Here is a 22,692-nt window from a genome sequence, read left to right as displayed (position 1 = left end):
TCGGCGATACCGCAGCGCAGGCGTTTATCGCGGCTGTGCCGGTGTCTGTGTCGGTGTCTGCGCTGGCGCCGCCGCCCAGCCCAGGCCCAGGCTCTTCTGCAGGGCCACGTAGCGCAGCAGCACCTGGGTGCGCGCCTGCACCGCGCTGTCCTGCGCCGAGGCCTGCTGGCGCTGCACGTCCAACGCATCGATCAGCGACGAGGCGCCGGCCGCGTAGCGCTGCTGCAGCAGCGCCGCGGAACGGTCGGCCGACGCTTCGGCCTTGGCCGCGGCCAAGGCCTGCTGGCGCGCGGCGCCGAACCGCGCCAGCGCGCTGTTGGCGTCCTGCAATGCCGCCAGCACGGTGCCTTCGTAGGCGGCCAGGCGTGCGTCGTTGCCGGCGCGCGCCTGCGCGACCTTGGCCTTGGTCGCACCGAAATCGAAGAGCGACCAGCGCAGGAACGGCGCCACTACGCTGTTGATCGCATCGCTGCCCAAGCCGCTCAGCGAGGTCGCGGCCATGCCGATGTTGCCGAGCAGGGTCACCTGCGGGAAGTACGCGCTCAGCGCCTGCCCGATCTGCGCCGAAGAAGACGCCAGCTGGCGTTCGGCGCGGCGCACGTCCGGGCGGCGGCGGATCAAGGCACCCGCATCGTCCACCGGCACCACCGCCGGCAGCATCGGCAGCGGCCGGTCGGCGGCCAGCGCGGCGTCGAGCGCACCCGGCTCGCGGCCGATCATCAGCGCCAGTTGGTCCAGCGCCTCCTTCGCCTGTGCCTGCAGATCGGGCAACACCGCTTCCTGCTGCTGCAGCTGCGCCTGCGCGCGCTCCACCTTCAGGTCGGCGTCGGCGCCGCGCTCGCGGCGCTGCCGGGTCAATTGCAGGGTCTGCCGCGCCGCTTCCAGGTTGCGCTGGGCGATGGCGATGCGCTCGCGGGTGCCGCGATAACCCAGATAGGCCTGCCCCACTTCCGCGGCCAGCTGCACCTGGGTGTCGGCCAGCTCGGCCTCGTCGGCCTGCGCATCGGCCAGTGCGCCTTCGCTGGCGCGGCGGCGGCGGCCGAAGAAATCCAGTTCCCAGCTCGCATCGAAGCCGACGTTGTACAGCTGCGCATGCGGATCGATGGACAGTGGCTGGCCGCTGCCGGCGGCGACGCTGCCCAGGCCGTCGGCCAGCGCGTCCGGCGCCCTGGCGTTGAGGTAGGCGGCATTGGCGCCAACGCTTGGCAGCTGTTCGGCATGGCGCTGCTGCACCAGCGCGCGCGAGGCGCGCAGCTTGGCCTGCGCGGCGCGCAGGTTCGGGCTGTTCTGCAACGCCTGCTCGACCAGACCGTTCAATTGCGGATCCTGCAGCGCCTCCCACCAACGCTGCGGCGGCGCGGCCGGCACCACGCCGGCCGCCGCGGCGACCGCATCGGCGCGATGCAGTTGCGGCTGCGCCTGCGCCGCCGCGGCCACCGGTGGCGGCTTCACGTAATTCGGGCCGAGCACGCAGGCCGACAGCAGCAGCGGCAACGCGGCGGGGACGAGCACACGGGAAAAACGCTGAGCCATGGAATCCTCAATGCATCGCAAGCGGAGCGCCGCCCTTGGGCAGCGGTTTGAGCAACAACCCCAGCGGAATCGTGCACACCACGATCCACCCGAAGATCCAAAACAGGTCGTTGTAGGTCATCACCAGCGCCTGCTGCTGCACCATGCGCGCCAGCTGCGCCACCGACTGCAGCGCCGCACCGGCGCCGGAAGCGGACTGCAGCTGCGCGGCCAGGCCATGCAGGTCATCCTGCGCCAGCGGCGAATTGGCGCTGGTGCCGCTGCCCATCATCTGCGTGTGGAACACCATGCGCCGCTCCTGGAAGGTGGAGATCAGCGCCAGGCCGATCGAGCCGCCCATGTTGCGTGCGGCGTTGAACAGCCCGGACGCGTCGCCAGCCAGTTCCGGCGGGACCGACGAGATGGCGGCCTGGTTCAGCGACATCATCGCCAGCGCCAGGCCGCAGCCCCGCAGCAACTGGCCGATCACGAAATGCGTGCCGACCGAATCGGCGCTGAGGTTCATGTCGACGAAGCAGGCGACGGCGAAACAGCTGAGCCCGCCGATCACCAGGATGCGCACATCCACGCACATCAGCATCTTCGGCATCAACGGCATCAGCAGCACCGTCGGCACGCCGGACAGCAGTACCACGTAGCCGGCCTGCTCGGCGTTGTAGCCGGAGATCGTGGCCAGGAATTGCGGGATCATGTACATGATCCCGAACAGGATCATGCCCACCGCGAGCATTATCACGAACACCGCGCCGAAACTGCGCTGCAGCAGGATCGACAGGCGGATCACCGGCTGCCGGCTGAGGAACTGCGAGGCGACCAGCGCGCCCAAGCCGAGCAGCGAGAGCAGGCTCAGCAGCACGATCTCGGAGGACTCGAACCAGCGCTCGCGCTGGCCCTCCTCCAGCACCACGGTCAGCGCGCCGAGTCCGGCGGTGAGCCCGAAGATGCCGAGCCAGTCGGCGTCGAGCAGCCCGCGCAGGTGCATGCGCTCGTGCGGCAGGCCGAGCAGCAGCAACGCCACCAGCCCGGCGCAGATCGGCACGTTGATGAAAAACGCGTAGTGCCAGCTGACGTTCTCGGTCAGCCAACCGCCGAGCAGCGGCCCGATCACCGGCCCCAGGATCACGGTCATGCCGAACAGCGCGGTGCCCATGGGCTGCTGCGCCGGCGGCAGGCGCGTAGCGACGATGGTCAGCGCGGTGGGGATCAGCGCGCCGCCGGCGAAGCCCTGGCCGATGCGGCCGAGGATCATCATCGGCAGGCTGTTGGACAGGCCGCACACCACCGAGAAGAACGTGAACAGCAGCGCGCAGATCAGCAGGAAGTTGCGCAATCCCAGGGTGCGCACGAACCAGCCGGTGAGCGGAATCATCACGATCTCGGCAACCAGATAGGCGGTGGAGATCCAGGTGCCCTCTGTGCCGCTGGCGCCGACCTCGCCCTGGATGGTCGGCAACGCGGCGTTGACGATGGAAATATCCAGCGTCGCCATGAACGAGCCGATGGTGCCGGCGGCCACCGCCAGCCACGCGCCGACATCGGCCTTCTGCTGTGCGCCGGCACCCGCCGCCGGCGCAGCGGCGGCTTCGTTCACGGCCTGCCCTCGTCCTGCTTGCCTTCCTGCTCGACCCGCTCCTTGGCGTCCTTGGCCGCGCGCGTATCCACCGTGACCGTCGCCGACATGCCCGGCACCAGCACCTTGCGCGCCTCCGCGCCGGCCTTGAGCCGGATCCGCACCGGCACCCGCTGCACGACCTTGGTGAAGTTGCCGGTGGCGTTCTCCGGTGGCAGCAGCGCGAACTGCGAGCCGGTACCCGGCGCGATGCTTTCGACCACGCCGTCCAGCTCGACGCCCGACAGCGCATCGACCTCGATCCGCGCCGGCTGCCCGGGCCGCATCAGTCCGACCTGGGTTTCCTTGAAATTGGCGCTCAGATACAGCGCATCGACCGGCACCACGCTCATCAGCCGCGTACCGGCGGCGACGAACTGGCCGACCTGCACGGTCTTGTCGCCGATACGGCCGTCGATGCGCGCGGTCAGCCGCGTGTCCTCCATCGCCACCTGTGCCTGGTCGGCGTCGGCCTGCGCCTGCTGCAGACCGGCGCGGGCCTGGTCCAACTGCGCGCCCGCGCCCTGCACCTGACTCTCGGCGGCGACGACCTGGGCCTTGGCCGCGTCGTACTGGGCCTGCGCGCGGTCGCGGTCGTGGACGATGCTCTCGTAGTGCTCGTGGGTGTCGGCGCCGGACGCGGCCAGCGGCGCGAAGCGCTTGGCCTCGGCCTGGGCGAAGCGCAGGCTGGCGGCAGCGGCAGTGATCTGGGTGCGCGCCTGCAGCAGGGTCGCGCGTTGCGCCTGCAGGCCGGCCTCGGCGGCGGCGATATCGGCCTGGCGTACCGCGACCACCGCCTGCGCCTGCTGCTGGGTGGCGCGGTAGCTGCGCGCGTCGATCTGCAGCAGCGGCTGCCCGGCCTTGACCGTCTGGTTGTCGCCGACGAACACGCCGGTCACGTAGCCGTTGACCCGCGGCGCCACCGCCACCGCATCGGCCTGCAGATAGGCGTTGTTGGTTTCCTGCAGGTAGCGGCCGGTGGTCAGGTAATAGACCAGCCACGCCAGCAGGGCGATCAGCACGACCAGGCCGATCAGCAGCAGCGTCCATTTCACCTTGGGATTCTTCAGCGGCGACGGCTCGTCGGGCTGCCTGGCGTCGTCCTGGGCCGGCGCGGCGCGTGCTTCGTCCGAAGTGGCCTGCCGTTGCGTCTGCGTGGGATCTGGGTCGTGGGTGCTCAAAGTCGCAGGTTCCTGGGTGTGGGGACCATCGTCGCCAGTGCGCTTGACGGTGCAGGAACAGCGATGCACTGCCGGGCGACGCGCCAACCAGACGGGGGCGTACGGAAAACTTTACAAGTATTTCTACCAGTGGGTCCAGATTGTGTGAATGCGCCTGGCGGCAGCGTTCAGGCGCCCTGCTGCGATTTCCTCACCCGATGCTTGTCCACCACGGCGATGGCCCATGGTGTGTGGTCAGGCGCATCGAGTGCAGCCTGGTGCAGGCCTTCCGCTTGCGCCGTCCCCTCCCCCCTACCCCTCCTTCTCCCGTCGGGAGAAGGTGCCCAAAGGGCGGATGAGGGTCCGGGACAAGCGGTCTATCCAATCTCGAAACTGAATGCATGTCACAAACTGCGCCCACCGCGGCCTACACCTTCCCCACGCGCAATCCCCTCAGCGCCCCGTCTTCAACTCCGTCCACAGCCGCGTGTACTGGCGGTCCACCTCCGGCGGCATCACCGCCAGCGCGAACAGCTTGGCCTGCACCTCCGCCGGCGGGTAGAGGGTGCGGTCGCCGCTGATCGCCGCATCGATCAGCGGCAGCGACTTGGGCACCGCGTTCGGATAGCTGACGAAGTTGGTGTTGGCCGCGGCCACTTCCGGGGTCAGCAGGTAGTTGATGAACTGGTAGGCGTTCTCCGGATGCTTGGCGTCCTTGGGGATGGCCAGCATGTCGAAGAACTGCAGCGCGCCCTCCTTCGGGATCGAATAGGCGATGCGCACGCCGTTCCTGGCTTCCTCGGCGCGGTCGCGCGCCTGCAGGATGTCGCCGGACCAGCCCACCACCAGACAGGTGCTGCCCTTGGCCAGCGCGTCGATGTACTGCGAGGAATGGAAGTTCTGTATATAGGGGCGGATTTCCTTGAGCTTGGCCGCGGCCTTCTCGATCACCTTCGGGTCGGTGCTGTTCGGATCCTCGCCCAGATAGTGCAGCACCGTCGGCACGATCTCCGAGGCGGTGTCGAGGAAGGTCACCCCGCAGTCCTTGAGCCTGGCCAGATTCTCCGGTTTGAACACCAGGTCCCAGCTGTCGACCACCTCGGTGCTGCCGAACGCGGCCTGGATCTTGTCGACGTTGTAGCCGATGCCGGTGGTACCCTACAGGTACGGTACCGCGTAGCTGTTGCCCGGGTCCTGCTGCGCGATGCGCTGCATCATCGCCGGGTCCAGATTGGCCAGGGTGGGGATCTTGCGCTTGTCCAGCGGCAGGAACACGCCGGCCTGGATCTGCCGGCCGAGAAAACTCAGCGACGGCACCACCACGTCGTAGCCGCTGCCGCCCGCCAGCAACTTGGCCTCCAGCACCTCGTTGCTGTCGAACACGTCGTAGGTGACGTGGACACCGCTATGCCGCTCGAAGCCGGGCACGGTGTCTTCGGCGATGTAGTCCGACCAGTTGTAGACGTTCAACTGCGTCGCTTCGCCAGCGCCGGCCGCCGCCGCCGCGCCATCCCCCTGGCCCGATCCGCCGCAGCCGGCCAGGCCCAGCACCGCCACCATCCCCGCTATCGCGCGCCGCTTCATCGTCGTCTCCATGCCGCCCGTGCGGGCAGCGGTTGGCGGGACGCCGCGCTGGCGCGCGTCCAGGTAGTCCTCCCCTTCGGCGGCCGCGCGCGGCGCGGCCGTAATGCGTGCAGGCCCCGCGCCGTGGCGCCACGCCATGGACCACGGACACGACTGGCTCAGCGGCCGGTCTTGATCTCCGTCCACAGGCGGGTGTACAGCTTGTCCACCTCGGGCGGGTTGATCGAATAAGTGAACATCTTCGCCGCCACCTCTGGCGGCGGATAGATGGTCGGGTCGTTGCGGATCGCCGCATCCACCAGCGGCGTCGCCTTCGGCACCGGGTTGGCGTAGTGGATGAAGTTGCTATTGGCCGCGGCCACCTCCGGCGTCAGCAGGTAGTTGATGAACTTGTAGGCGTTCTGCGGATGCTTGGCATCCTTCGGGATCGCCAGCATGTCGAACCACTGCGGCGCGCCTTCCCTGGGAATCGAATAGGCCACGTGCACGCCGTTCTTGGCTTCCTCGGCGCGGTCGCGCGCCTGGATGATGTCGCCCGACCAGCCCACCGCCAGGCAGGTGCTGCCGTTGGCCAGCGAGGTCACGTACTGCGAGGAGTGGAAATTCTGCACGTACGGTCGGATGCGTTTGATCAGCGCCGCGGCCTGCTCGATCTTGGCGGTATCGGTGGTGTGCGGATCCTCGCCCTGGTAGTGCAGCGCGATCGGGATCAGGTCCGACGGCGTGTCCAGGATGGTGACGCCGCAGTCCTTGAGTTTGGCGATGTTCTCCGGCTTGAACACCAGGTCCCAGCTGTTGGCGATGTCGGTGCTGCCGAACGCGGCCTTGACCTTGTCCACGTTGTAGCCGATGCCGGTGGTGCCGACCATGTACGGCACGCCGTACGTGTTGCCCGGATCCTGCTGCGCGATGCGCCGCATGATTTCCGGATCCAGGTTGGCCAGGTTCGGGATCTGGCGCTTGTCCAGCGGCAGGAACACGCCGGCCTGGATCTGCCGGCCGAAGAAGTTCAGCGTCGGCACCACCACGTCGTAGCCGCTGCCGCCGGCCAGCAACTTGGTCTCGACCATCTCGTCGCTGTCGAACACGTCGTAGGTGACAGTGACCCCGCTGGCCTTCTCGAACGTGGGCACGGTGTTCTCGGCGATGTAGTCCGAATAGTTGTATACGTTGAGGACCTGGTCCTCGCCCGCCGCGGGCTCGCCGCCCTCGCCGCCAGCGGAACCGCCACAGGAGGCGAGCAGCGCCGCAGCGAGGGAAAGGGTGAGCAGTCGCAGCTTCATTGCAGGTCTCCGCAGGTCCATGGGGAAGATCGGAAAATACACGCCGCGGTGTCGCGCGGCCGACGCGAGACGACCCATCCAGACTAACCAGCGCCGGGCTATTTGCCCAGCGCCTGCGCGGTGTCCTGCAGCGCCAGCCAGGCCTTGTCGAACAGTTCGTCGACCTGGGCGCGGCTCAGGATCAACGGCGGCGATAGCAGCATCGCATCGTTGGTCGCGCGCAGGATCAGGCCGCGGCGCAGCGCATGGTCGCGGCACAGCGCGCCGACCTTGCCGCGGTCGGGGAAATACTGCCGACGCGGCTTGTCCGGCACCAGTTCCAGCGCGCCGATCATGCCGACGATGCGCGCCTGCCCGACCAGCCGGTGCTCGCCCAGTTCGGCCCAGCGCTGCGCCAGGTACGGCGCGATCTCGCGGCGCGCGCGTTCGACGATACCCTCGTCCTGCAGCAGGCGCAGGTTCTCCAGCGCTACCGCCGCGCACACCGGATGCCCCGAATAGGTGCAACCGTGCGCCAGCTCGCCGCCCTGCTCCTTCAGCACCGTGGCCACGCGCTTGCCGAACATCGCCGCGCCAAGCGGGATATAGCCGGAGGTGATGCCCTTGGCGATGGTCATCACGTCCGGCTGGAACCCGAAGTGCTGCGCGCCGAACCATTCGCCGGTGCGGCCGAAACCGCAGATCACCTCGTCGGCGACCAGCAGCACGTCGTAGCGGCGGCAGATGCGCTCGATCTCCGGCCAGTAGCTGCGCGGCGGGATGTACACGCCGATGGCGCCCATGATCGGCTCACCGATGAACGCGGCCACGCGCTGCGGCCCCAGTTCCAGGATCTTGTCCTCGAGCCGGCGCGCGGCCAGCAGACCGTATTCCTCCGGGTCCAGGTCGCCGCCGTCGCCGAACGGGTATGGCGGGTCGATATGGTGGATGTCGGGGATCGGCAGCCCGCCCTGGCGGTGCATGCCCTTCATCCCGCCGAGGCTGGCGCCGGCCATGGTGGTGCCGTGGTAGCCGTCGTGGCGGCCGATGAAGATGTTCTTCTGCGGCTGGTCCTGCACCGCCCAGAAGTGCCGCACCAGGCGCAGGATGGTGTCGTTGGCCTCGGAGCCGGAATTGGTGAAGAAGGCATGGTCGAGATCGCAGGGGGTGAGTTCGGCGAGTTTGGCGGCGAGGCGGATGGTCGGCTCGGTGGTGCACTGGAAGAAGCTGTTGTAGTACGCCAGCTGTTCCATCTGCCGCGCGGCGGCCTGGCCGAGTTCCTTGCGCCCGTAGCCGAGGTTGACGCACCACAGCCCGGCGAAGGCGTCGAGCAGCTTGTTGCCGTCGGCATCCCAGACGTAGGCGCCGTCGCCGCGGGTGAGGATGCGCGTGCCTTTCTGTGCAAGCGCGGCGTTGTCGTTGAACGGGTGCAGGTGATGCGCCGCATCCAGATCCTGCAGGGCCCGCGTCTCTATCCGATCCATGTCCACTCCGTGCTAGTTGCTATGCCTGTTGCTGCCGCTGTTGTTGTGGCTGCTGCTCTTCTTGCTCTTGCTATTCCTGCTCTTGCTGTCGCTTTGGCTTTGGCTGTTGCCTTTACAATTGCTTTTGACTTACCGGGTTCCCTTCCGCAGCGGCGGCCATGGCGGGGAAAAACCCCGAAGGGGCGGCGCACATGGATGTGCGCCGTTCGCGGCAGGGGCAGGATGCCCCTTCCGCGAATCCCCGTCATGGACGCGGACCTGGAGCGCGCAGCGCGGAAGGCGCGAGGCAGGGCGCGCTTTCTTTTGGTTACTTTTCTTTGCGCGAGCAAAGAAAAGTGACTCGCGCCCAAGCGCGAAAGCTTTTGCCTTTGCCTTCGCTTCGCGTTGTTTTTTCCACTAAACCTTGAGCAACAGCAGGAGCAAAAGCAGGAGCAAAAGCTTCCGCTACGCGGGTCACTTTTCTTTGCTTGTGCAAAGAAAAGTAACCAAAAGAAAGCACACCCCGCAGCGCGCCCTCCGCGCTACGCGCTCCGGGTCCGCAGCCCCAACGGGCATTTTTCGATGGCACATCCATGTGCCAACGAAAAACGTCGCGCATCCTGCGCGCCGCCCTTCGGGTATTCGCCCGCCGGGTCTGCCGCGCTGAGGGGACCCGGTAGATCAAAAGCAAAGCAACAGCAACAGCAACAGCTTGCAGCCCTCTCGATTCGCCATCGCAAGCAAGAGCGGACTCACACGTTCAACAACAAGAACTCCCGCTCCCACGAACTGATTACCCGGAAGAACGTCTCGTATTCCTTGCGCTTGACCGAAATATAGGCGCGCACGAAACGCGGCCCCAGCATTTCCTGCAACGGCGTACACCGCTCCAGCTCGTCCAGCGCCTCGCCCAGCGAACGCGGCAACTGATAGCCCATCTCCTTGCCGTTGCCGCTGATCGGCGCACTCGGCTCCAGCTTCTCGCGGATGCCCAGCAACCCGCAGGCCAGCGTCGCCGCCATCGCCAGATACGGATTGGCGTCGGAGCCGGCGAAGCGGCTCTCCACACGCATGTTCTCGATCGTGTCGATCGGCACCCGCAGCCCGCAGGTGCGGTTGTCGAAGCCCCACAGCACGTTGCTCGGCGACACCTCGCCGAACATCAGCCGGCGGTAGGAATTGACGTTCGGCGCCAGCACCGCCATCGCCATCGGCACGTACTTCTGCAGGCCGGCCAGGTAATGCCCGAAGGTGCGGCTGTACTCGCCCGCGCGGCGGCCGCTGAACACGTTCTTGCCGTGCTTGTCGACCAGGCTCTGGTGGATGTGCATCGCACTGCCCGGCTCGTTCTCCATCGGCTTGGCCAGGAACGTGGCGTAGACGCCGTGGCGCATCGCCGCTTCGCGCATCGTACGCTTGAACAGGAACACCTGATCGGCGCGCGAGAGCGCATCGGAATGGGTGAAGTTGACCTCCAGCTGCGCCGCGCCGGATTCGTGGATCAAGGTGTCCACATCCAGTTCCATCGCGTCGCAATAGTCGTACATCAGATCCAGGATCGGATCGAACTCGTTGACCGCGTCGATCGAGTACGACTGCCGCGCCGTCTCCGGCCGCCCCGAGCGCCCGGCCGGCGGCAGCAGCGGGAAGTCCGGGTCGGTGTTCTTCTGCACCAGGAAGAACTCCAGCTCCGGCGCCACCACCGGCTTGAAGCCGATCGCCGCATACGCCTGCAGCACCCCGCGCAACACGTTGCGCGGCGCCAGCTCGTGCGGCTGGCCGTCCTTGGTGTAGCAGTCGTGGATCACCTGCGCGGTCGGGTCGGTGGCCCACGGCACCATCCGCACCGTGTCCGGGTCCGGGCGCAGTTGCATGTCCGAGTCCGACGGCGAGGTCAGGTCGTAATAGTCGTCGGGGTACTCGCCGGTGACGGTGGTGGCGAAAATGCCCTCGGGCAGGCGCGTGCCGTAGTCGTGGGAGAACTTGGCCGCGGGAATGATCTTGCCGCGCGCATTGCCGGTGATGTCCGGCACCAGGCACTCGACTTCGGTGATGTGGCGGTCCTTCAGCCAACGGCGCAGCGAGCTTTCCTGCTGTTCGGGGGTGTTCTTGCGGGAGCGTGGTCGGCTGGCCATGGGAATGTCGATTCAGTGCGTGCGGCGAGCCGCGTAATGGCGACAGGCGTCGCCGAAGGCCTGGAAGATGCCGAGATAGAACGGGTCGTCGAGCACGCGCCATTCCGGGTGCCACTGTACGCCTAGCAGGAAGCCCGGACCGATGCCGCGAAACGCTTCGATCAGTCCGTCCGACGCCAGCGCCTCGACGATGAGATCGCCGCCGAGTTGCGCCACGCCCTGCCCGTGCAGCGAATTGACCCGCACCCGCTGCTTGCCGGCGATGTCGGCCAGCCAGCCGCCCTCGCTCAGGGTCACCTCGTGCACCGGCGCGTACTGCTGGTCCAGCGGCGCCTGGGGATCTTCGCGATGATCGGACAGCCAGGGCAGCGCATGCACCTTCTGGTGCAGGGTGCCGCCCAGGGCCACGTTGACCTCCTGGAAACCGCGGCAGATCGCAAGGATCGGCAGGCCAAGCGCAATCGCCTGCGGGATCAGGTCCAGGGTGGTGGCATCGCGTGCCGGATCGTGCGGATTGCCCGGCCAGCTGGGTTCGTCGCCGTAGTGATACGGCTCGATGTTGCTGACCGCACCGGTCAGCAACAGGCCGTCCAGGCGTGCCAGCCAGTCGCACGCCGCGACCGGCGGCTGCAGCGACGGCAGCAATACCGGCGTCACCCCGGCACCATCGACCGCGGCCCGCAGATACTTTTCCCCGGCGACCAGGAACGGATGCTGGCCGATGGGCTTACGATCGGTCGACAGGCCGACCAGAGGCGATACAGCCATGCGAAAAGCTCGTGTGGCGTGGCCGCAACTTACCCCGGGCGTTTTATTTTTACAACACGCCGCAGCGGTGCGAAGCGGCCGGCGCACGCCTGCCGGCCATGCCCGCAGCAGACAGCGTGCGCTTTATTACAGTACGCAGCGGCAGGCAGGCCGACCCGGCGCGCGGCGCGCGTTTCGGCGTCGAACGCAGGCGCCTGTTGAGTATTCTTGACGCGAACCCGGCTCTGCTAAGCTCGTCGCACTCCCGCAGGCCGCCATCATGACCCGCACCCACGACGCTCCGCCCCTGCCTCCGGACGCCGCCCAGGCCCTGCAGCGCATCCCCGGCTGCGAACAGATCGACCTGCTGCTGCCGGACAGCAATGGCCTGCTGCGCGGCAAGCGCATCACCCGCGACGCGCTGGACAAGGTCTATCGCGACGGGGTCTGCCTGCCGATGTCGCTGATCGCCACCGACATCACCGGCAATACGGTCGAGGAAACCGGCCTGGGCTACGACATCGGCGACGAGGACCGGCTGTGCTTCCCGGTCCCCGGCACGCTGCAGCCGGTGCCGTGGGCGCCGGTACCCTCGGCGCAGCTGCTGCTGGCGATGCAAGACGACGCTGGCAGCCCGCTGGAATTCGCGCCGCGCGAAGTGCTGGCACGGGTGCTGGCGCGGCTACGCGCACGTGGGCTCACACCGGTGATCGCGGTGGAGCTGGAGTTCTACCTGTTCGATCCGCGCGCCGACGTCGACGGCCGGCCGCAGCCGCCGCTGCAGGCGCACACCGGGCTGCGCAACGACAGCACCCAGGTCTATTACATGCAGGAACTGGACGACCAGCGCGGCTTCACCGACGCGGTCGCGCAGGCCTGCCGCGCGCAGGGCATCCCCGCCGATACCGCAGTCGCCGAATACGCGCCCGGCCAGTTCGAGATCAACCTCAAGCACCGCAGCGACGCGCTCGCCGCCTGCGACGACGCGCTGATGCTCAAGCGCGCGATCAAGGCGATCGCGCAGCAGCAGTGCCTGCTCGCCAGCTTCATGGCCAAGCCGTTCGCCGCGCAGTCCGGCAGCGGCCTGCACTTGCACGTGAGCCTGCTCGACGCTGCCGGCGACAACGTCTTCGCCGGCACCGCGCAGGCGCCGGCCGATGCGCTGCGCCACGCCATCGGCGGCCTGCAGCGCAGCGCCGACGACTGCCTGCTGCTGTTCGCCCCGCACGCCAACAGCTACCGCCGCTTCGTGCCCAATGCGTTCGTGCCGCTCAACGACAGCTGGGGCTTCAACAACCGCACCGTGGCGATGCGGGTGCCGCACAGCGATCCGGCCAACACCCGCATCGAACACCGCATCGCCGGTGCCGACGCCAATCCCTACCTGGTCGCCGCAGCGGTGCTGGCCGGCATCGAGCACGGCCTGCAGCATGGCTTCGACCCCGGCCCGCCGGTGCAGGGCAACGCCTACGCACAGACCCGGATTCGCCATCCGGACTGGCGCGGCGCGATCGCCGACTTCCTCGCCAGCGACTTCGTCGCCGATCGGTTCGGCGCCCGCTTCCGGCACATCTACGGCCAGCAGAAACGCCGCGAGATGCTGGATTTCCATGCGCAGGTGAGCGATCTGGATTACCGATGGTATTTGCGGACAGTGTGAGTGGAGCCGGGACTCGGGACGCGGGACTCGGGACTCGGAAAGCAAAAGCCAAGCATCCGGAGGCTGACCCGATGTTTTTCCTCTCCAGCAACGCGTTGCCATGACCCGCTCTCCAACGAGTCCCGCGTCCCGCGTCCCGAGTCCCGGCCTCGCCCCCGAGTCCCGAGTCCCGCGTCCCGACACCTCCTGGTACACCGCCAGCGCCACGCCCTTCCCGCCGCAGCCGCCGCTGCGCGGCCAGGTGCAGGCCGACGTGTGCATCCTCGGCGCCGGTTATACCGGACTGAGCGCGGCGCTGGCGCTGGCCGAGGCCGGCTACCAGGTCGCGATCGTGGAGGCGCAGCGCGTGGGTTGGGGCGCGTCCGGGCGTAACGGCGGCCAGGCCATCGTCGGTTACGGCTGCGAGCAGCGCACGCTGGAAACGCTGCTCGGCCACGCCGAGGCGCGGCTGCTGTTCGACTTCTCGCGCGACGGCATGCGGCTGCTGCGCGAGCGCATCCAGCGCCACGCCATCGCCTGCGACTGGCGCGACGGCCATGCGCACGTGGCGATCAAGCCGCGCCAGGTGCGGGCGTTGCAGGCTGGCATCGCCGAGATGGCGCAGCGCTACGACTATCCGCTGCAGTGGTGGGACCGCGAGCAGTTGCGCGAACACCTGCGCAGCGAGCGCTACCTGGGCGCGATGTACGACCCGGCCAGCGGCCACCTGCACCCGCTCGAGTACGCGCACGGTCTGGCGCGCGCGGCGCTGGCCGCCGGCGTGCGCATCTACGAGCACTCGCCGGTGACCGCGCTGGTGCGCGGCGCGCGGCCGATGCTGCGCACGGCGCACGGCGAGGTCCAGGCCGATTTCGCGGTGCTGGCCGGCAACGCCTGGCTGCGTGGCATCGCGCCGGAACTGGAATCGCGGATCATGCCGGTCGGCACCTACATCGGCGCCAGCGCGCCGCTGGGCGCAGCGCTGGCGTGCGAACTGATCGGCAACGACATGGCGGTGGCCGACGTGAACTGGGCGCTGGACTATTTCCGCCTCAGCCGCGACCACCGCCTGCTGTTCGGCGGCCGCGCCAGCTATTCGTCGCTGCCGCCGCCGGGCCTGCGCGGGGTGATGACCCGGCGCATGCGCCAGGTGTTTCCGCAACTGCGCGAGGTCGAACTGGACTACGTGTGGGGCGGCTATGTCGACATCACCCGCAATCGCGCCCCGCACTGGGGCCGGCTGACCCCGAACGTGTACTTCGCGCAGGGCTTTTCCGGCCATGGCGTGGCCGCCACCGGCCTGGCCGGCGAGGTCATCGCCGCCGCCATCGACGGGCAGTCGCAGCGCCTGGACCTGTTCGCCAGGATTCCGCACGCGCCGTTCCCCGGCGGCCGTGCGCTGCGCACGCCGCTGCTGGTGGCGGCGATGTCCTGGTACAAGCTACGCGACGCGCTGTGGTGAGTGCGCCGCGCGGCGACGGCTAAAGTTGCCGCCGCCGCGGCCGCTACCTGGGGTCTACTCCCCGAGGACGCCTTGCGCGGCTCGCATGCTGCAACCGTTGCCGGCCTACCCGATCGCCAGCGAAAGCGGGGCTGCCCAGCAGCGCATCCTGCTGGTGGAGAATTCGCGCACGTTCACCGGACTGCTGCGCGAGGCGATCGAGCAGCGGGTGGAACTGCCGGTCACCGTGGTCTCGACCCTGGCCGAAGCGGCGGACGCGCTGGACGGCGGCGGTTCCTGGTTCCTGGCCCTGACCGGACTGGTGCTGGCCGACGGCGACCGCGACACGGTGGTGGACTTCTTCGTCGCCCGCGGCCTGCCCACGGTGGTGGTCAGCGGGGTCTACGACGAAAGCCTGCGCAAGCGCGTGCTGACCCAGCAGATCATCGACTTCGTATTGAAGAACGCGCCCGGCAGCATCGATTACCTGGCCTGGCTGGTGCAGCGGCTGGCGCGCAACCGCAGCATCGCCGCGCTGGTGGTGGACGATTCGCGCTCGGCGCGCGCCTACGCCGCGAGCCTGCTGGCGATGTACGGCTACCAGGTGGTGGAAGCCGCCGACGGCGCCGCCGGGCTGAAGGCGGTGGAGGCCAATCCGGCGATCCGCCTGGCGGTGGTGGACCAGGAAATGCCGGGCATGGAAGGGGTGGAGTTCACCCGCCGGCTGCGCGCGATCCGCGCCCGCGACAAGCTGGCGGTGATCGGCCTGTCCGGCAACAGCGACCCGTCGCTGGTGCCGCGCTTCCTCAAGAACGGCGCCAACGATTTCCTGCGCAAACCCTTTTCGCGCGAAGAGTTCTTCTGCCGCGTGTCGCAGAACGTGGAACAGCTGGAACTGATCGGCACGCTGCAGGACCTGGCCACGCGCGACTTCCTCACCGGCCTGCCCAACCGCCGGCATTTCCTGGAGCAGAGCCAGCGCCTGCTGCCGCAATGGCTGGCGCGCAGCGACACGGTCAGCGTGGCGATGCTCGACATCGACCACTTCAAGCACATCAACGACAGCTGGGGCCATGAGGCCGGCGACCACGCGCTGCGCGCGGTGGCGACGACGGTGGCCGCGCATGCGCGCCCGCAGGACCTGGTGGCACGCTTCGGCGGCGAGGAATTCTGCATGCTGGTGCCGGGCCTGGATGCGCCGGCGGCCAGCGCCTATTTCGAGACCTTGCGCCAGCGCATCGATGCGCTGCAGGTGCAGGTGGGCGAGCAGACGCTGCGCATCACCATCAGCATCGGCGTGTCCCGCAGCGACGCACAGCACGATGCGCTGCATCCGCTGCTGTCCGAAGCCGACAAGCACTTGTACCTTGCCAAGGCCGGCGGCCGCAACCGGGTCGAGCACGCGCGCTGAACGGCGGCGCCGGCCTCAGCGGCGCCTGGCGCCGATCGCCAGCAGCGCGAACAGGCTCAGCGCCGCGCCGGCACTGAGGTAGTAGCCGACCCATGGCAGCCCGTAGTGCTTGGCCAGCCAGCTGGCTACGTACGGCGCCGGTGCCGCACCGATGATCCCGGCCAGATTGAACGACAGCGAGGCGCCGGTGTAACGCACCTGAACCGGGTATAGCTCGGCCAGCAAGGTACCGCAGGGGCCGTAGGTCAGGCCCATGAACAACGACCCCAGCGACAGGAACGCCAGCAGCTGCCACGGATGCGCGGCGCCGAACAGCGGCGCGAAGCCCAGCCCGAACAGGATGATGAGAAGGGAAGCGGCGATCATCACCCGGTGCGTGCCGTAGCGGTCGCCGCAATGCGCCGACAGCGGAATGCCGGCGGCCAAGAACAGGATGCCGACCATCTGCAGCAGCAGGAACTGCTCGCGGCCGTAGCCGAGCACCGAGGTGCCGTAGCCCAGCGCGAACACCGTGATCAGATAGAACAGCATGAAGGTCGCGAACACGCCGAAGCTGCCGAGCAGCAGCGCGCCGGCATGCCGCGACAGCACCGTCCACATCGGCAGGGCCACCCGCGCGTTGCGCTCCAGCGCCTTGCGGAAATCCGGGGTTTCATGGATGCGCAGGCGCACCCACAGCCCGGTCACCACCAGCAACGCACTGGCCACGAACGGGATGCGCCAGCCCCAGCGCATGAACTGCGCATCGTCGAGCACCGCATCGAGCAGCAGGAAGATCCCGGAGGACAGCAGGAAGCCCAGCGGCGCGCCCAGTTGCGGGAACATGCCGTACCAGGCGCGCCTGCCCGGCGGTGCGTTCTCGGTGGCCAGCAACACCGCACCGCCCCATTCCCCGCCCAGGCCCAGGCCCTGGCCGAAGCGGCACAGCGTCAGCAGCGCCGGCGCCCACACGCCGATGCTGGCATAACCGGGCAGCAACCCGATCACCACGGTGGACAGGCCCATGGTCAGCAGCGCGGCCACCAGCGTTGCCTTGCGCCCGATGCGGTCGCCGAAATGGCCGAACAGCGCCGAGCCGACCGGCCGCGCCACGAACGCCACCGCGAACGTGGCCAGCGACTGCAGCCGCGCCGCGTCGGCGTCGCCGGCCGGGAAGAACAGGGTCGGGAACACCAGCACCGCGGCGGTGGCGTAGATGTAGAAGTCGAAGAACTCGATGGTGGTGCCGACCAGACTGGCCAGCAGCACGCGGTGCTGCGAATTGATGGGCGAAGCGGGAAGCGCGGCAGCAGTCATGGATTGGGTGTCGGCGGGAAACCAGCCAATTCTGGCAGATCGGCCCAGCATGTGTGGCGCATGCTTCGCACAGTTGCCCACACGCGAAAGCGCCCATGCGCCATTGCGTGCGTGGGATCTCGATTGCCGGCAATGCAACACCGCCGATACCGCGCCAGCCATGCAACACGCGCGACGCCGCACAAGCGACGCCACGAGCATGGCCGCAACGGCCTGCGGATGTGCCCATGCGCGACGCGCACGAGCACATCCAGAAGCCACGGCAACGCGCTAGCCGAACTCTATCGGCGCAGCCATATCGTCACCGATGCGCCCCACGTCCTGCGGCGAGCGCCGATTGCGCGGCCACCGCGCCGCTCAGACATCGCGCAGTTCCTCGCCAGTGCCGGGACTGCACTGCCCATCCAGGATCATGCCAGGGTCGTAATCCAGCACCAGATCGTCATCCGCTTTTCCTACCAGATTTCCTTCGTCGTCGACCTGATAGGGGATGTCCGATTCCACGCCCTGCTCCCCTGTCCTGACCACGAGATTGGTGTAGCGCTCGCCGTCCCAGCAACGGAAAATGAGCGTCGAATTCTCCCCGCCGCTCAGCGTCGAACCCAGACTGCCGATGAGCCTGCTGTTGGCGCCGGCGGTCAGCACGCTGTTCTTGCCGGCGGTCAGCTTGCTGCGATCGCCAGCCATCAACGTACTGTCGTCGCCGGCGGTCAGCTTGCTCCTGTCGCCGGCGGTGAGATAGCTGTTGCGTCCGGCCAACAGTTTGCTGCGGTCGCCGGCGGTCTGGGTGCTGTCGGCGCCCGCGATCAGCTTGCTGCGGTCGCCGGCGGTCTGCACGCTGGCGGCACCGCCAATGAGCGTGCTGCGAGCCCCCGCGGTCTGGAAACTGCCCTTGCCCGCGATCAGCATGCTTTTGTGGCCGGCGATCTGGGTGCACTCATGGCCGGCGATCAGCGAGCTTCCGTAGCTGGCGATCATGTTGCTGCCGTAGCCGGCGGTCAGAAAGCTGCGTACCCCGCTGGTCAGACTGCTGCCGTAGCCGGCGATCAGCGAACTGTCCTGCCCCGCGATGCCGGTGCTTCCATAACCGGCAGTGAGCGAACTGCTGTGCTCGGCCATCTGGGTGCTGCCATAGCCGGCGGTCAGCGTGCTCTCGTAACCGGCGGTCTGGGAACTGCCGTAGCCGGCCATCAGCGTACTGGCATAGCCGGCGATCTCGGTGCTGCCGTAGCCGGCAGTCAGCGAACTGTTCTGCTGCGTGGTCAGCGAACTGCCGTAGCCCGCGGTCAAGGTGCTCTCGTATCCAGCGATCTGGGTGCTACCGTAGCCGGCGATCAACGAGCTCTCGTGGCCGGCGGTCGAGTTGCTGCCATAACCCGCGGTCAGCGTGCTTTTGTAGCCGGCGGTTTGGGTACTGCCATAGCCGGCGGTCAAGGTGCTGTCGTAGCCGGCCGTGGAGGTGCTGCCGTAGCCGGCAGTGAGAGAACTGCTCTCCTGTGCAGTCTGGGTACTGCCATAGCCGGTGGTCAGGATGCTGTTGTAGCCAGCGGTCTGGGTACTGCCATAGCCGGCGATCAGCGAACTGTCATGACCGGCGGTGGACGTGCTGCCGTAGCCAGCAGTGAGCGAGCTGTCCTCGCGCGCCGTCTGCGTGCTGCCGTAACCGGCAGTGAGGTTGCTGTCGTAGCCGGCGGTCTGGGTGCTGCCATAGCCGGCGATCAACGAACTGTCGGCGCCCGCGGTCCCGGTACTGCCATAGCCGGCGGTGATGTCGCTGCCCTGCCGTGCCGTCTGCGTGCTGCCATAGCCGGCGGTCAGCGAACTGTCGCTGCCGGCCGTTTGCGTGCTGCCGTAGCCGGCGATCAGGGTGCTGTCCGCGCCCGCGGTACCGGTACTGCCGTAGCCGGCGGTGACGTCGCTGCCCTGCCGTGCCGTCTGCGTGCTGCCATAGCCGGCGGTCAGCGAACTGTCGCTGCCGGCCGTTTGCGTGCTGCCGTAGCCGGCGATCAGGGTGCTGTCCGCGCCCGCCGTGCCGGTGCTGCCGTAACCGGCGGTGACGTCGCTGCCTTCGCGTGCGGTCTGCGTGCTGCCGTAACCGGCCGTCAGCGAGCTGTCGCTGCCGGACGTCTGCGTGCTGCCGTAGCCCGCGATCAAGGTGCTATCCGCGCCAGCGGTGCCGGTACTGCCGTAGCCGGCGGTCATGTCGCTGCCCTTGCGCGCGGTCTGCGTACTGCCGTAACCGGCGGTCAGCGAACTGTCGCTGCCGGAGGTCTGCGTGCTGCCGTAGCCCGCGATCAAGGTGCTGTCCGCACCCGCGGTGCCGGTACTGCCGTAACCGGCGGTGACGTCGCTGCCCTTGCGCGCAGTCTGCGTACTGCCGTAGCCGGCGGTCAGCGAACTGTCGCTGCCGGCCGTTTGCGTGCTGCCGTAGCCGGAGATCAGGGTGCTGTCCGCGCCCGCCGTGCCGGTGCTGCCGTAACCGGCGGTGACGTCGCTGCCTTCGCGTGCGGTCTGCGTGCTGCCGTAACCGGCGGTCAGCGAACTGTCGCTGCCGGAGGTCTGCGTGCTGCCATAGCCCGCGATCAAGGTGCTGTCCGCGCCCGCGGTGCCGGTGCTGCCGTAGCCGGCGGTAATGTCGCTGCCCTTGCGCGCGGTCTGCGTACTGCCATAACCGGCCGTCAGCGAACTGTCGCTGCCCGAGGTTTGCGTGCTGCCGTAACCTGCGATCAGCGTGCTGTCCGCACCCGCCGTGCCGGTGCTGCCGTAGCCGGCGGTGACGTCGCTGCCCTTGCGCGCGGTCTGCGTACTGCCGTAGCCGGCCGTCAGCGAACTGTCGCTACCCGAGGTCTGCGTGCTGCCGTAGCCGGCGATCAGCGTGCTGTCCGCACCCGCCGTGCCGGTGCTGCCGTAGCCGGCGGTGACATCGCTGCCCTTGCGCGCGGTCTGCGTACTGCCGTAGCCGGCCGTCAGCGAACTGTCGCTACCGGAGGTCTGCGTGCTGCCGTAGCCGGCGATCAGCGTGCTGTCCGCACCCGCCGTGCCGGTGCTGCCATAGCCGGCGGTGACGTCGCTGCCCTTGCGCGCGGTCTGCGTACTGCCGTAGCCGGCCGTCAGCGAACTGTCGCTACCGGAGGTCTGCGTGCTGCCGTAGCCGGCGATCAAGGTACTGTCCGCACCCGCGGTGCCGGTGCTGCCGTAGCCGGCGGTGACGTCGCTGCCTTCGCGTGCGGTCTGTGTGCTGCCGTAACCGGCCGTCAGCGAACTGTCGCTGCCAGCGGTCTGCGTACTGCCGTAGCCGGCGATCAGCGTACTGTCGGCACCGGCGGTGGAGGTACTGCCGTAACCGGTGGTGAGCGAACTGTCTTGTTGGGCGGTCTGCGTACTGCCGTAGCCGGCGGTCAGGGTGCTATCGTAGCCGGCGGTCTGGGTGCTGCCATAGCCGGCGATCAGCGAACTGTCGTGACCCGCCGTCGAGGTACTGCCGTAGCCGGTGGTGAGCGAGCTGTCTTGCTGGGCGGTCTGCGTGCTGCCGTAGCCGGCCGTCAGCGAACTTTCGCTGCCAGCGGTCTGCGTGCTGCCGTAGCCGGCGATCAACGAACTGTCGGATCCGGCGGTGCCGGTGCTGCCGTAGCCGGCAGTGATGTCGCTGCCCTTGCGCGCGGTCTGCGTGCTGCCATAACCGGCTGTCAGCGAGCTGTCGCTGCCCGAGGTTTGCGTGCTGCCGTAACCGGCGATCAGCGTGCTGTCCGCACCGGCAGTGCCGGTACTGCCGTAACCGGCGGTGATGTCGCTGCCTTGCCGCGCCGTCTGCGTGCTGCCGTAGCCGGCGGTGAGAGAGCTTTCGCCGCCAGCGGTCTGCGTGCTGCCATAGCCCGCGATCAAGGTGCTGTCGGCACCCGCCGTGCCGGTACTGCCGTAGCCGGCGGTGACGTCGCTGCCCTTGCGTGCGGTCTGCGTGCTGCCGTAGCCGGCGGTCAAGGAACTCTCGCTGCCGGCGGTCTGGGTGCTGCCGTAGCCGGCGATCAACGCGCTGTCCGACCCGGCCGTACCGGTACTGCCATAGCCGGCGGTGATGTCGCTGCCCTTGCGCGCGGTCTGCGTGCTGCCGTAGCCAGCGGTCAAGGAACTCTCGCTACCGGCCGTTTGCGTGCTGCCGTAGCCGGAGATCACCGCGCTGTCAGAACCGCTGGTCGCAGTGCTGCCGTAACCGGAGGTGAGACGGCTGCCTTCCTGCGCCGTCTGCGTGCTGCCATAGCCGGCGGTGAGCGTGCTCCTGCCCGCGGCAGTCTGCGTGCTGCCATACCCTGCCAGGATGGAACTGTCGGATCCGGCGGTCCCGGTGCTGCCATAGCCGGCGATCAGATCGCTGTGATCGCCTGCGGTTTCGGTACTGCCGTAGCCTGCGACGAGCCGGCTCTGGTCGGCGCCTGTGAGTGTGCTGCCATAGACACCGGTTTCGGTCTTCTTCGCCATCACGTCATGCTGCTGTCCCGGAGGAGGCGGCGCTGCGGCGACCGTGGCAACCGGGGTCGCCTCGGTTGACTGGGTCGCTTCGGTTGACTGAGTTGACTGAGTTGACTGAGTGGAAGGGGTGGCCTGGGTGGAAGGGGTGGCTGGGGTCGGCAGGGTTGCAGAGGTCGCCTGCGTTGCCGGCGCGGACGGCTCCGCTGCGGGCATGTGGACATGCGCCGGCGCAGCGGGTGCCGCCAGCTGTGGAGCGGCGCCGTAGAGCGGCATGTTGGCTGCAATATAGTCCAGCGCCTGGCTGCGATTTCCGACGAAAAGCACAGTTGCGCGCGGGAACTTGATCATCCCCTCTTCGGCCAACTGCAGCATCTCGTCGACGGCGACTTCGCACACGACCCAGCGCGCATCGGCGTGCGCACTCAGATGCGCCCCGACGCCCTTGCCCCACAACAGCCCGGTAAGACCATTTTCGTGCAGTCCCGACGGTTTCCAGAATTTGCATTCCACGGGACCGGCCATCGGCCAGATCAACCCGCAGTGGTCGGCCATGTTATTGGCGCACGTACGCAATGCCAAAATCTTTTCAACGATCATCACACTACCTCACTATAAATACGACAAGAAAAATCGGAGTATTTCCCAGGCCACACGCCGGGAAACCGCGCTGCGTCGCATCCGTTCTGGCGGCAAAAAAACCAGCCTGGGCCATCGCCAGACGCGCCTGGCCAAGCCCCTCCTGCGTGTCCACGAAACAGGCATTCAAGCCGTATAAACCAAACTTTACATGCAACAAAAGCTAGGCCACGGCATGCCGCCACTTCGACCGATCGCTCCGACTTGCTTTGTGGAAACGACTCGCAGCGTCGAATCCGGCAATCTCACAGATTGAGACTCGAATAGAATTCCACGCGCCAAATTTACAAAAAAGGGACTGGGTCACTGACC

Annotated in this window: 14 protein-coding genes and 1 pseudogene; 4 read left to right on the top strand and 11 right to left on the bottom strand. The window is 67.9% G+C overall.

The features are described from left to right. Positions 1-24: 24 nt before the first annotated feature. From ISN38_RS17955 to ISN38_RS17915, 9 genes and pseudogenes are all read right to left on the bottom strand, one after another. Positions 25-1,533: an efflux transporter outer membrane subunit gene (locus ISN38_RS17955; protein WP_058359035.1), complete on the bottom strand. Its 1,509-nt coding sequence runs from the start codon at positions 1,531-1,533 to the stop codon at positions 25-27. Positions 1,534-1,540: 7 nt separating this feature from the next. Then, positions 1,541-3,124: an MDR family MFS transporter gene (locus ISN38_RS17950; RefSeq protein WP_206711952.1), complete on the bottom strand. Its 1,584-nt coding sequence runs from the start codon at positions 3,122-3,124 to the stop codon at positions 1,541-1,543. Beyond that, complete coding sequence (locus tag ISN38_RS17945; protein ID WP_003471214.1) at positions 3,121-4,323, bottom strand: HlyD family secretion protein; 1,203 nt, start codon at positions 4,321-4,323, stop codon at positions 3,121-3,123. Before ISN38_RS17945 ends, ISN38_RS17950 begins: the two co-directional genes overlap by 4 nt. 432 nt (positions 4,324-4,755) lie before the next feature. Beyond that, positions 4,756-5,886: pseudogene (locus tag ISN38_RS17940) on the bottom strand (polyamine ABC transporter substrate-binding protein). Between the two features lie 158 nt (positions 5,887-6,044). Continuing rightward, positions 6,045-7,169: a polyamine ABC transporter substrate-binding protein gene (locus ISN38_RS17935; RefSeq protein ID WP_003471218.1), complete on the bottom strand. Its 1,125-nt coding sequence runs from the start codon at positions 7,167-7,169 to the stop codon at positions 6,045-6,047. A gap of 98 nt (positions 7,170-7,267) precedes the next feature. After that, positions 7,268-8,632 carry an aspartate aminotransferase family protein gene (locus ISN38_RS17930; protein ID WP_206711951.1) on the bottom strand — a complete coding sequence of 455 codons (1,365 nt, stop codon included), beginning with the start codon at positions 8,630-8,632 and terminating at the stop codon, positions 7,268-7,270. Between the two features lie 307 nt (positions 8,633-8,939). Further along, positions 8,940-9,230, bottom strand: a complete 291-nt coding sequence (locus ISN38_RS17925; RefSeq protein WP_155617080.1) for a hypothetical protein — start codon at positions 9,228-9,230, stop codon at positions 8,940-8,942. A 133-nt stretch (positions 9,231-9,363) separates the two neighbouring features. Further along, positions 9,364-10,746 (bottom strand): glutamine synthetase family protein, encoded by a 1,383-nt coding sequence (locus tag ISN38_RS17920; protein ID WP_003471221.1) that lies wholly within the window; start codon positions 10,744-10,746, stop codon positions 9,364-9,366. A gap of 12 nt (positions 10,747-10,758) precedes the next feature. Next, a complete protein-coding gene (locus ISN38_RS17915) occupies positions 10,759-11,514 on the bottom strand; it encodes a gamma-glutamyl-gamma-aminobutyrate hydrolase family protein (protein WP_003471223.1) in 756 nt (251 codons plus the stop codon). A 259-nt stretch (positions 11,515-11,773) separates the two neighbouring features. On the opposite strand from ISN38_RS17915, the gene ISN38_RS17910 reads away from it, so the two are divergent. The 3 genes from ISN38_RS17910 to ISN38_RS17900 all read left to right on the top strand — a co-directional run bounded on the left by ISN38_RS17910 (position 11,774) and on the right by ISN38_RS17900 (position 15,984). Beyond that, complete coding sequence (locus ISN38_RS17910; RefSeq protein ID WP_047325039.1) at positions 11,774-13,153, top strand: glutamine synthetase family protein; 1,380 nt, start codon at positions 11,774-11,776, stop codon at positions 13,151-13,153. A gap of 100 nt (positions 13,154-13,253) precedes the next feature. Continuing rightward, positions 13,254-14,594 carry an NAD(P)/FAD-dependent oxidoreductase gene (locus ISN38_RS17905; protein WP_038239108.1) on the top strand — a complete coding sequence of 447 codons (1,341 nt, stop codon included), beginning with the start codon at positions 13,254-13,256 and terminating at the stop codon, positions 14,592-14,594. 85 nt (positions 14,595-14,679) lie between these two features. Further along, positions 14,680-15,984, top strand: coding sequence for a diguanylate cyclase (locus tag ISN38_RS17900; protein ID WP_003471228.1), 1,305 nt, complete (start codon positions 14,680-14,682; stop codon positions 15,982-15,984). A gap of 15 nt (positions 15,985-15,999) precedes the next feature. Here ISN38_RS17900 and ISN38_RS17895 read toward each other — a convergent pair whose 3' ends face one another. Both ISN38_RS17895 and inaX read right to left on the bottom strand, forming a co-directional pair. Further along, complete coding sequence (locus ISN38_RS17895; protein ID WP_003471230.1) at positions 16,000-17,280, bottom strand: MFS transporter; 1,281 nt, start codon at positions 17,278-17,280, stop codon at positions 16,000-16,002. Between the two features lie 357 nt (positions 17,281-17,637). Beyond that, positions 17,638-22,296, bottom strand: coding sequence for a beta strand repeat-containing protein (gene inaX / locus ISN38_RS17890; protein WP_230940304.1), 4,659 nt, complete (start codon positions 22,294-22,296; stop codon positions 17,638-17,640). Between inaX and ISN38_RS20510 the strand changes: the two genes are divergently transcribed. Then, positions 22,187-22,519 (top strand): hypothetical protein, encoded by a 333-nt coding sequence (locus ISN38_RS20510; RefSeq protein WP_230811704.1) that lies wholly within the window; start codon positions 22,187-22,189, stop codon positions 22,517-22,519. The two genes, inaX and ISN38_RS20510, sit on opposite strands and share 110 nt — an antisense overlap. Positions 22,520-22,692 lie beyond the last annotated feature (173 nt).

The sequence above is a fragment of the Xanthomonas translucens pv. undulosa genome (genome assembly GCF_017301775.1).
GTDB classification, from domain to species: Bacteria; Pseudomonadota; Gammaproteobacteria; order Xanthomonadales; family Xanthomonadaceae; genus Xanthomonas_A; species Xanthomonas_A translucens.
This window is presented reverse-complemented; position numbering and strand designations above follow the sequence as displayed.

Bases quoted from the DNA above. Each gene is read 5' to 3' on its own strand.
- ISN38_RS17955 (WP_058359035.1), bottom strand. From the start codon at position 1,533: ATGGCTCAGCGTTTTTCCCGTGTGCTCGTCCCCGCCGCGTTGCCGCTG.
- ISN38_RS17935 (WP_003471218.1), bottom strand. From the start codon at position 7,169: ATGAAGCTGCGACTGCTCACCCTTTCCCTCGCTGCGGCGCTGCTCGCC.
- ISN38_RS17930 (WP_206711951.1), bottom strand. From the start codon at position 8,632: ATGGATCGGATAGAGACGCGGGCCCTGCAGGATCTGGATGCGGCGCAT.
- ISN38_RS17925 (WP_155617080.1), bottom strand. From the start codon at position 9,230: ATGCGCGACGTTTTTCGTTGGCACATGGATGTGCCATCGAAAAATGCC.
- ISN38_RS17920 (WP_003471221.1), bottom strand. From the start codon at position 10,746: ATGGCCAGCCGACCACGCTCCCGCAAGAACACCCCCGAACAGCAGGAA.
- ISN38_RS17915 (WP_003471223.1), bottom strand. From the start codon at position 11,514: ATGGCTGTATCGCCTCTGGTCGGCCTGTCGACCGATCGTAAGCCCATC.
- ISN38_RS17910 (WP_047325039.1), top strand. From the start codon at position 11,774: ATGACCCGCACCCACGACGCTCCGCCCCTGCCTCCGGACGCCGCCCAG.
- ISN38_RS17905 (WP_038239108.1), top strand. From the start codon at position 13,254: ATGACCCGCTCTCCAACGAGTCCCGCGTCCCGCGTCCCGAGTCCCGGC.
- ISN38_RS17900 (WP_003471228.1), top strand. From the start codon at position 14,680: ATGCTGCAACCGTTGCCGGCCTACCCGATCGCCAGCGAAAGCGGGGCT.
- ISN38_RS17895 (WP_003471230.1), bottom strand. From the start codon at position 17,280: ATGACTGCTGCCGCGCTTCCCGCTTCGCCCATCAATTCGCAGCACCGC.
- inaX (WP_230940304.1), bottom strand. From the start codon at position 22,296: ATGGCCGACCACTGCGGGTTGATCTGGCCGATGGCCGGTCCCGTGGAA.